Annotated in this window: 7 protein-coding genes and 1 pseudogene; 5 read left to right on the top strand and 3 right to left on the bottom strand. The window is 28.0% G+C overall.

What is annotated here, in order from left to right; translation table 11 throughout:
• The 4 genes and pseudogenes from EZH24_RS13995 to EZH24_RS04230 form a co-directional block, all read left to right on the top strand.
• Positions 1–209: pseudogene (locus EZH24_RS13995) on the top strand (MATE family efflux transporter); the annotation flags it as partial.
• On the top strand, positions 202–924 hold the full coding sequence (locus EZH24_RS04240; protein ID WP_137997884.1) for an IspD/TarI family cytidylyltransferase: 723 nt from the start codon (positions 202–204) through the stop codon (positions 922–924). The pseudogene EZH24_RS13995 and the gene EZH24_RS04240, both read left to right, overlap by 8 nt.
• 129 nt (positions 925–1,053) lie before the next feature.
• A complete protein-coding gene (locus EZH24_RS04235; protein WP_236847065.1) occupies positions 1,054–1,827 on the top strand; it encodes an amino acid ABC transporter substrate-binding protein in 774 nt (257 codons plus the stop codon).
• A 225-nt stretch (positions 1,828–2,052) separates the two neighbouring features.
• A complete protein-coding gene (locus tag EZH24_RS04230; RefSeq protein WP_137997882.1) occupies positions 2,053–2,700 on the top strand; it encodes a cyclodeaminase/cyclohydrolase family protein in 648 nt (215 codons plus the stop codon).
• Positions 2,701–2,725: 25 nt separating this feature from the next.
• On the opposite strand, the gene EZH24_RS04225 is transcribed toward EZH24_RS04230, so the two are convergent.
• The 3 genes from EZH24_RS04225 to EZH24_RS04215 form a co-directional block, all read right to left on the bottom strand.
• Positions 2,726–5,206, bottom strand: a complete 2,481-nt coding sequence (locus EZH24_RS04225) for an N-6 DNA methylase (protein WP_137997881.1) — start codon at positions 5,204–5,206, stop codon at positions 2,726–2,728.
• A 133-nt stretch (positions 5,207–5,339) separates the two neighbouring features.
• Entirely contained in the window at positions 5,340–6,500 is a 1,161-nt protein-coding gene (locus EZH24_RS04220; RefSeq protein WP_272897870.1) for an AAA family ATPase, read from the bottom strand.
• A gap of 11 nt (positions 6,501–6,511) precedes the next feature.
• Complete coding sequence (locus EZH24_RS04215; protein WP_137997879.1) at positions 6,512–6,907, bottom strand: AAA family ATPase; 396 nt, start codon at positions 6,905–6,907, stop codon at positions 6,512–6,514.
• Positions 6,908–7,212: 305 nt separating this feature from the next.
• Between EZH24_RS04215 and EZH24_RS04210 the strand changes: the two genes are divergently transcribed.
• Positions 7,213–7,999 (top strand): ATP-binding protein (locus EZH24_RS04210; RefSeq protein ID WP_236847063.1); only part of this gene is annotated, 787 nt, incomplete at its 3' end.

Below are 7,999 nucleotides of genomic sequence, written 5' to 3'. Positions count from 1 at the left end.
TGAAGAAAGAAAAAAATATTTGGAATGAAGAAAGAAAAAAATATTTGGAAGAGAGAAGAAAAGAAAAAGAAGAGAAAAAAATCAAAGATAAAGAAAAACTTAAAGAGCGGGTAGAAAACAGATTGAAATTAAGAGAAGAGAGAAAAATCGCTCGTCAAAAACAAATTGAAGAATTAAAAAATAAAAATAAAAGAGATAATAATGATTAAGAAAACTTTAATTTTGCTTATAGCTGGAAGCTCGAAACGATTTCTTGGAAAAATAAAGAAGCAGTTTGTAAAAATAAATAATAAACCGCTTTTTATTTACACTTTGGAGTCAATGCTTAAATTCAAATTCGATAATATTATAATAGCGAGTTTGAAAGAGGATTTAAATAATATAAAAAAAATTATCAATAAAAATTTATTAAATGGCGAAAATATCAGTTATGTCGAAGGCGGAAGCGAAAGAGTTTATTCCGTTTATAACGCGATGAAATTTATAAAAGAAAATAATATTAACACCGATTTTGTTTTTATTCATGACGGAGTTCGCCCGATAGTTTCAAAAAAAGAAATTAAAGAATTATACGATAATGTAGTTAAAAAAAACGCCGTAATTTTGGCTTCAAAAGTAGTCGACACGATAAAAAAAGTCGATTCAAAAAAAAATATTATCGAAACTATAGACAGAAATTTTATTTATAGAGCGGCGACTCCTCAAGCGTTTAATTTCAGAAGATATATGATGGCAATGGAAAAATATATGAGCGATGTAAAATATAAAAAAAGATTAGGAAAAAAAATAGCCACAGACGACGCGGAAATTTACAGCGCTTATGCGGGAAAAGTCGCAATAGTCGAATGTTCCTCTAATAATATCAAAATAACGAATAAAGAAGATTTGAATTTGTTTTTGAATTTATTACAACAAAAGCCTTGAAATTTTTACAAATAGTAATACAATATATAGTAATTAAAATTTATTAAATTTAATAAAAAAATTTTTTAAAGGACGGTAAAAATGAAATCCATATTAAAAACAATTTTAAAAATCATTTTATTTACAGTTATGGCAACGATTATTTTAATTTCGGTTGGTTGCTCGGAAAAAAGCTCTGGAGAAGATAATTCGCTTCAGAAAATCAAAGACGCGGGAAAACTCGTTTTGGGTTTGGACGACACTTTCGCTCCAATGGGATTTAGAGACGGTTCGGGAGAAATCGTAGGTTTCGACATCGATTTGGCAAAAGAAGTCGCATCTCGAATGGGAGTCGAACTCGAAATTAAACCGATTGATTGGTCAAGCTCGATTTTAAGTTTGAATAAAGGCGATATCGATGTCCTTTGGAACGGAGTGACAATCAACGAATCGAGAAAAGAGCAAATTAATTTTTCAAAACCTTATCTTAACAACAGATTAATAATAGTCAAACCTAAAGACAGAAACGATATTAATTCAAAAGAAGATTTGGCGGGAAAAGTTTTGGGAGTTCAAGTAGGCAGTAATGACGAGGCTTTACAGTCGGACCCTATAAGCAAAAAGGCAAAAGAAATTAGAAAATACGATGTAAATGTAAACGCTTTTTTGGATTTAATGGCTAAAAGAATAGACGCCGTTATAATTGACGAAGTAGCCGCTCAATATTATATATCGGAAGAAAAAGTCGATTTTGTAGTCGTTGAAAATAGTCCTTTAACCGAAGAATTTTACGGAATCGGATTTAGAAAAACCGACTCTCAACTTTTGTCCGAAGTAGATAGAATATTGGACGAAATGAAAGCGGACGGAAAAGCCTCAGAAATATCTCAAAAATGGTTCGCAAAAGATATAGTTTTGAAATAAAGTATATTGGTCATCGCAAGATTTATTTATAAATTTGAAACAATCGAAATTAAAAGAGGCTGCAAATATAAATTGTGACCTCTTTTAACTTTTAATAATTATTAGTTATTTTTATCTAGTTATAAATAAAGTTTACATAATTTATAATCCTTGTTTTGAAATTTTATTATTTTAATATAGAATAAATTAAAAATTTAAAATCTAAATTAAAGAGAATAAAAAATTATGGAAAAATTAATTGATATGAAACTTGAAGATTATATTAATAAAGTCGACTCCCCTTCTCCAGCTCCAGGAGGCGGAAGCGTAATGGGAGCGGTTGGAAGTTTAGCATGCGCGCTTGCGGGAATGGTTGGGCATTTGACGATTAATAAAAATAAATTCAAAGAATTAACCGAAGAAGAAAAAAACGATTTCAATAACGCAATAGAAAAAATCAAAGAAATAAAAATTAAATTAATCGAAACTATAGACAAAGACGCAGAATCTTTCAATATATTTATGGATGCTATAAAATTGCCAAAAAATACGGAAGAAGAAAAATTAATTAGAAAAAATGAAATTTCAAAAGCGTCTGTAAAATCTACAGAAACTCCTTTCAATATACTAAAATATTCTTATCAATTAATTCCTTTGTTTGACATTATTCTTAAATACGGAAACTCTGGAGTCATAACCGACATCGCCTCCGCTTATATTTTAATTTATGCTGCTTCAAAAGGTTCGATTTTAAATATCAATATAAATACGACTTTAATAGAAGATAAAATTTTTTTGGAAGATATTAAAAAAAATAGCTCGATTTATATTGAAAAAATTGAAAGCAAGTTTAGAGAGATTGAAAATAAATTGGATATTTTTAGAATAAAATAAATAATTGCACTAATTATAGGATATTTTATTTTTTAATATAATCCAAATAAAGATTAAGTTTTTTATATTCGACTTCCCGCATAAAATTTTCCATGAATTCCCAATGCGGTTGCCCTTTGGAATCTATCGGAAGAAAGACTTTATCTTTTCTTAATCTGTTTTCAGTTCGTCCATAACCGAATGTGTATTTTTCTTTAAAACGGCATAAAATAGAAGCTACAAATAAACCCGTATATTTATTTATCCATTTTGCATAACCAAAAGAGTTGCTTGTCGTGGATATAAAATCTTCTTTTTTATAAACGGAATAACCCGCTCCTCCATCTCCTTGATTTACAAACATTATGCAATTTCCTTTTTGTAATAAAGAATTTGGCTCTACAAAACCGCTTACTCCGTTATTATTTAATGTGGCGGATAAAAAAGAAACGCCATTTATACTTTGTTTAGTTTCTTCGTTTGTATTTTTACATTTGCCTTTTTCTATTCTGTCAAATAAATCATTGATTTTAAATTCTTTCCAATCTACAGAATTTAATTTTAAAGTTTTATTCATTGTCTTTATACTTTTCTCCTTTAAGCCCAAAAGATAACCTCTGCCATGAGTTATCATATTAAATTCAAATGTTAGATAATCGGCAATAGTTTTTTCAAAATCTTCATGTTTTGGCATCTCGTCATTGAAATAATAAAAACTATGCAGCCATTCGTCTTCGGGTTCTATTGTAGTTTTTACGCAAAATTTGGTTTCCGCTTCAATTTCATCGTTCCATACTTTTAATAAATGCTCTTTTCTATCTTTAGACTTAATTTTATTTTCGATTAATCCTCTATGTTTTTGAACTTCCCAACCGTCATTTTCAAAATTTATAAATTTACAAATTTTATTCTTATAATCATGAGGAATTCCTGCCGTAAAAATCGCTATGCAAGGATTTGTTCCCACTCTATAAAAAGTGTTTTTGTTTAAGGTTATAACGCCTTCTAAAGTATGCTTTTTCAATATGTTTTCTTTAGTCGCTTTTTCCTCTTTAGTTTTTCCCGTAACGGCGCTTTGAGGTATAATAACCACGACTTTTCCGCCTTTTAATATCGAATCGCATAAATGTTCCGTAAAAGATATTTCCGTCAGATTTTTATCGACTTTTCCTTGAGAATATGGAGGATTCATAAAACCTACTGTGGCTTGGCAATCGGTTTGTAATTGTTTAGGATTTTGTTTTAAAAAATCTTCGTTATTAAGATTGCTTTTGCCGTCTCCTCGCAATACCATATTTGTAGTGGCGACTGCGAACATAAACGGTTGCAATTCAAATCCGAATAATTGATTTTGTCTAATATTATTTTTTTGTTTTATGTCTTCGGTTTTTGAAATCATATCGTTCATTGCCGAAACTAAAAATCCTCCCGTTCCACAACAAGGGTCTAAAATAATATCGTCTGGTTTTAAGTCCGCTAATTCGCAAAATAAATCGGTTATATGTCTTGGAGTAAGAACTATTCCCAAACTTTGCGCGTCTCCTCCGCTAAAACGCATAAATTCCGAATAAAATCTTCCCAAATAATCTTCGGAGTTTTTTATATTTTGTATATTGTCGTATATCCTCTTTTTTACAAATTCAGAGTAGTATCTTAACGGAGTAGAATTAATTTTTGTTCCGTCTTTATTTAAGATTTCGCATAATTCGTTAATCTTTTTTGTGTCTTTAATAACCGAAAATTGAGATAAAACTTTGTCTCTTTTTGTTTCGGGGCTTAATCTGGCTCTTTTTAGATTTTTTTCTATAAGCTCGTATAATTTTTGTCCATCGGGTATATCTTTATCGTTATTTAAATATTCAAGATTTAAATTATTTTCTTTCATTTCGTCCAAAGCTAAAAGTATTCCAGAAACTATTAAAGGTTTGTCGGCGTCTTTTATAGCTACGTAATTTCGCAAATATTCATGCAAACTTTCGGCGTCTTGTTTAACTTCTTCGTCTGTGGTTTCTTCTTTAGGTTTAATTCCTAAAATCTCTTGCAAATAATAACTTTCTATATTACTTTCGTTTAAAAGAGTAAATGTTTCCAAATCGTTTAATTTTTTATCGAGTATTCCTCTTTCATTAATAAAATAAGGGCTGATTTTATGATGCCTTTCGTCTCCGCTAACGCCAATCGCTATAATTTTTTTGAAACTTGTATTTTGAGCCAAATGTTTTGCGTAATGAATAGCTCCGTTTACCGCAAAATCCGTGACGCTTTTTGTATTATCCAAATCTATGCAAGAATTAGAATCCAATTTACAATGTTTGCTTAAATCGGATTTATCCTCTATTACGATTAAAAAATCTTTAACTATAGCTATAAATTCTGGAAACCCTATATTTCCCGTTCCTTTTTTGCTTGCGCTTTTCAAGGCTTCGTTCACTTCTTTAATATCCGAACCTTGAGGAGTCGCTTCAATATTTGCGCTTTGTAATAGCGAATATACCCAATAATCCGTTTTAACTTCTTTTTTAGCCATATTTACTCTTTATAATTAAAAATTCAAAATATATAAATTTATTATATCAAAATATTAATGTTTTGCAAATTAACAAAAAGGATGGCATTTCATAGCATTAGTTTAGTTTATAATTAAATATTAAAATTTATCTTTATGGTATAATTTTTTTAATTATATCTACTTCTAATACTTTATATATTTCTGTATCTGGAGTAATCAATGGAACTAAATTATTTATTATAAATGCATCTGCTGTATTACCACATTGTGTTAGACACAATTCCTTTCTTAATATATTATATATTTCGCCTCTAACACTTTTTATATCATCTTTTGGATTACCTCTATCAATACTATTTGTAATAGCATTTTTTATTAAAGATTGTATTTCGGTATATTTTTCTGGCTTATTATTATCTATAAATTTTTTAATAATTTCATCATCTAACAAATAGGACTCTATATGCCTTTTTGATAATACTATTATGTTTTTCTCTTCATTAACTTTAACTTCTTCATCTGTCATATCATCTCTATCAAGCAATTTTTTCACATTAATACTTTTTGAAAAATTTTTTATTATTTTTTCAGGTATATAATCTTCTTTTCTTATATCTTCTGAAGAACCTCCTGATATAAATAAAATATTAGGGTATTTATCATTAAATATTTTATTATATATGGTTGCATCATAATTATATCTTTTATTGCCAGAAAAGCTCCCCTCAGACAATATTATATACTCTGGGATTATTAATTCAGATAAATCATCAAGGGCTAAAGATAAAAATTTTTCCCATACAGTTTTACTTAATTTAGTAGGTTTAATAATAACATAATTATCAAAATCATGACTATCAAAATCTAATATAGCTACGCCATTAGGATTTTCTTTTAATATTCTTTCAGCCATTCTCATTATACCAATAGAATGTGTTGTTATCCATAATTGAGAATTATCAGGTATTATATTATATAATTCTTTAATTAATTTGCTTTGTAGACTTGTATGCATATGTATTTCAGGCTCATCAATAAAAAATATACCATCATTATAATAATCTATTTTTAATACCAAATCTAAAATTAAATCAAATGCTGATTTTTCTCCAGCTGAAAGGTTTTTATAATTAAATTTGTCTATAATACCTTTTTTAAAATAAAAAGTCCCTTCTTTAAATGGATTACCAAGGTTATTCAACATTAAATCCTCAAATACATTATGCATAGATTGTTGAATTTTACCTATTAAGTCGTTTCTCAACTCTGATACTTTTTTATCGTTATTTTTTTCAAAAAATAATTCATTTATTGTATTTCCTATTAATATATTATAATTGTTAGATACTTCTGATCATTGTTTATCATTTTTTTGTTTATTTTAGTATTTATATTTTTTATTTCATTAAAAGTTGTTAATTTAAATTCTGCTTGATTTCTATATGCTGTTCTAAAATAAAAAATATTTTCATTCTTTTTATCTCCATAGAATTTTATATCACAATCTACATTATCTTTAAATTTATTATAATAATCTCTTTCGATATTAAGATTAAATGTCGATTTTAAGTGCCAATAATTAAAAGCTTCAAATAATGATGATTTACCACATCCATTACTTCCAACCACTAATACTAATTTTAAATTTTCACCTAATTCTTCTATAACAAGGTGGGTAAATCTTTTAAAGTTTTTAATTTCTATTCTTTCTATTTTCATAATTACACCTATTTATTTTCTAAAAAAGTATTATATTATATTTTACATAATATATCAAGAAATATTATATATATTATATATAATAAACTTACTTTATAATATAAATTCAAAAATATTAAAAAATATAGTATAATAATTCAAATTTATTTCTCTTATTTTCATTTAATCTGTCATTGCAAAACAATCAATTAATATTTGAAATATTCTTAAAATCAATATATAATATTTCAAATAAATTTTAATTTAAATTCATTGATTAAAATTTAAATTTTTATTAAATAAAAAATATTAAACGAGGATAAAAAATGGCTGCTGCTGAAAAAACATATAGTTCAAAAAATATTCAAGTATTGGAAGGATTAGAGCCTGTCCGCACTCGTCCTGGTATGTATATAGGTTCTACGGGTTCGGCGGGTTTGCATCATTTGGTTTACGAAGTCGTTGATAACAGTATTGACGAAGCTATGGCTGGGTTCTGTAAAAATATAATAGTCACGATAAAAAAAGACAATATAATCGAAGTGCAAGACGATGGAAGAGGAATTCCTGTAGATATGCATCCAAAATTGAAAGTGTCGGCTTTGGAAGTTGTTATGACAAAATTGCATGCTGGCGGTAAATTCGATAACGAAACTTATAAAGTGTCGGGCGGTTTGCATGGCGTAGGAGTTTCCGTAGTCAACGCTTTAAGCACTGAATTAATAGCCGAAGTAAGCAAAGACGGAAAGCTATATAAACAAGTATATCATAAAGGAGTTCCCGAAGCTCCAGTTAAAGAAGTGGGAAAAAGCGTAAAAAACGGAACTAAAGTTACATTTAAAGCGGACGATGAAATTTTTGAAACTACTGAATACGATTATAAAATACTTGCAAACAGATTAAGAGAGCTTGCTTTTCTAAACAGAGGAATAAGAATAACGCTTATTGACAAAAGAGAATCAAAAACCGTAAGTAACGAATTTCATTACGAAGGCGGAATCGAAATGTTTATCGCCCATTTAAACGAAAATAAAAAATTATTGCATGATAAACCTATTTATTTGCATAAGACGGAAGATAAAACGGATATTGAAGTTTCTATGCAATATGTTG

Origin of the sequence: Brachyspira catarrhinii, assembly GCF_005518285.1 — a bacterium.
Classification (GTDB): Bacteria; Spirochaetota; Brachyspiria; order Brachyspirales; family Brachyspiraceae; genus Brachyspira; species Brachyspira catarrhinii.
This window is presented reverse-complemented; position numbering and strand designations above follow the sequence as displayed.

What these genes read in the sequence shown, in the direction of transcription:
- EZH24_RS04230 (WP_137997882.1), top strand. Translation starts at nt 2,053, where the DNA reads ATGGAAAAATTAATTGATATGAAACTTGAAGATTATATTAATAAAGTC.
- EZH24_RS04240 (WP_137997884.1), top strand. Translation starts at nt 202, where the DNA reads ATGATTAAGAAAACTTTAATTTTGCTTATAGCTGGAAGCTCGAAACGA.
- EZH24_RS04225 (WP_137997881.1), bottom strand. Translation starts at nt 5,206, where the DNA reads ATGGCTAAAAAAGAAGTTAAAACGGATTATTGGGTATATTCGCTATTA.
- EZH24_RS04215 (WP_137997879.1), bottom strand. Translation starts at nt 6,907, where the DNA reads ATGAAAATAGAAAGAATAGAAATTAAAAACTTTAAAAGATTTACCCAC.
- EZH24_RS04235 (WP_236847065.1), top strand. Translation starts at nt 1,054, where the DNA reads ATGGCAACGATTATTTTAATTTCGGTTGGTTGCTCGGAAAAAAGCTCT.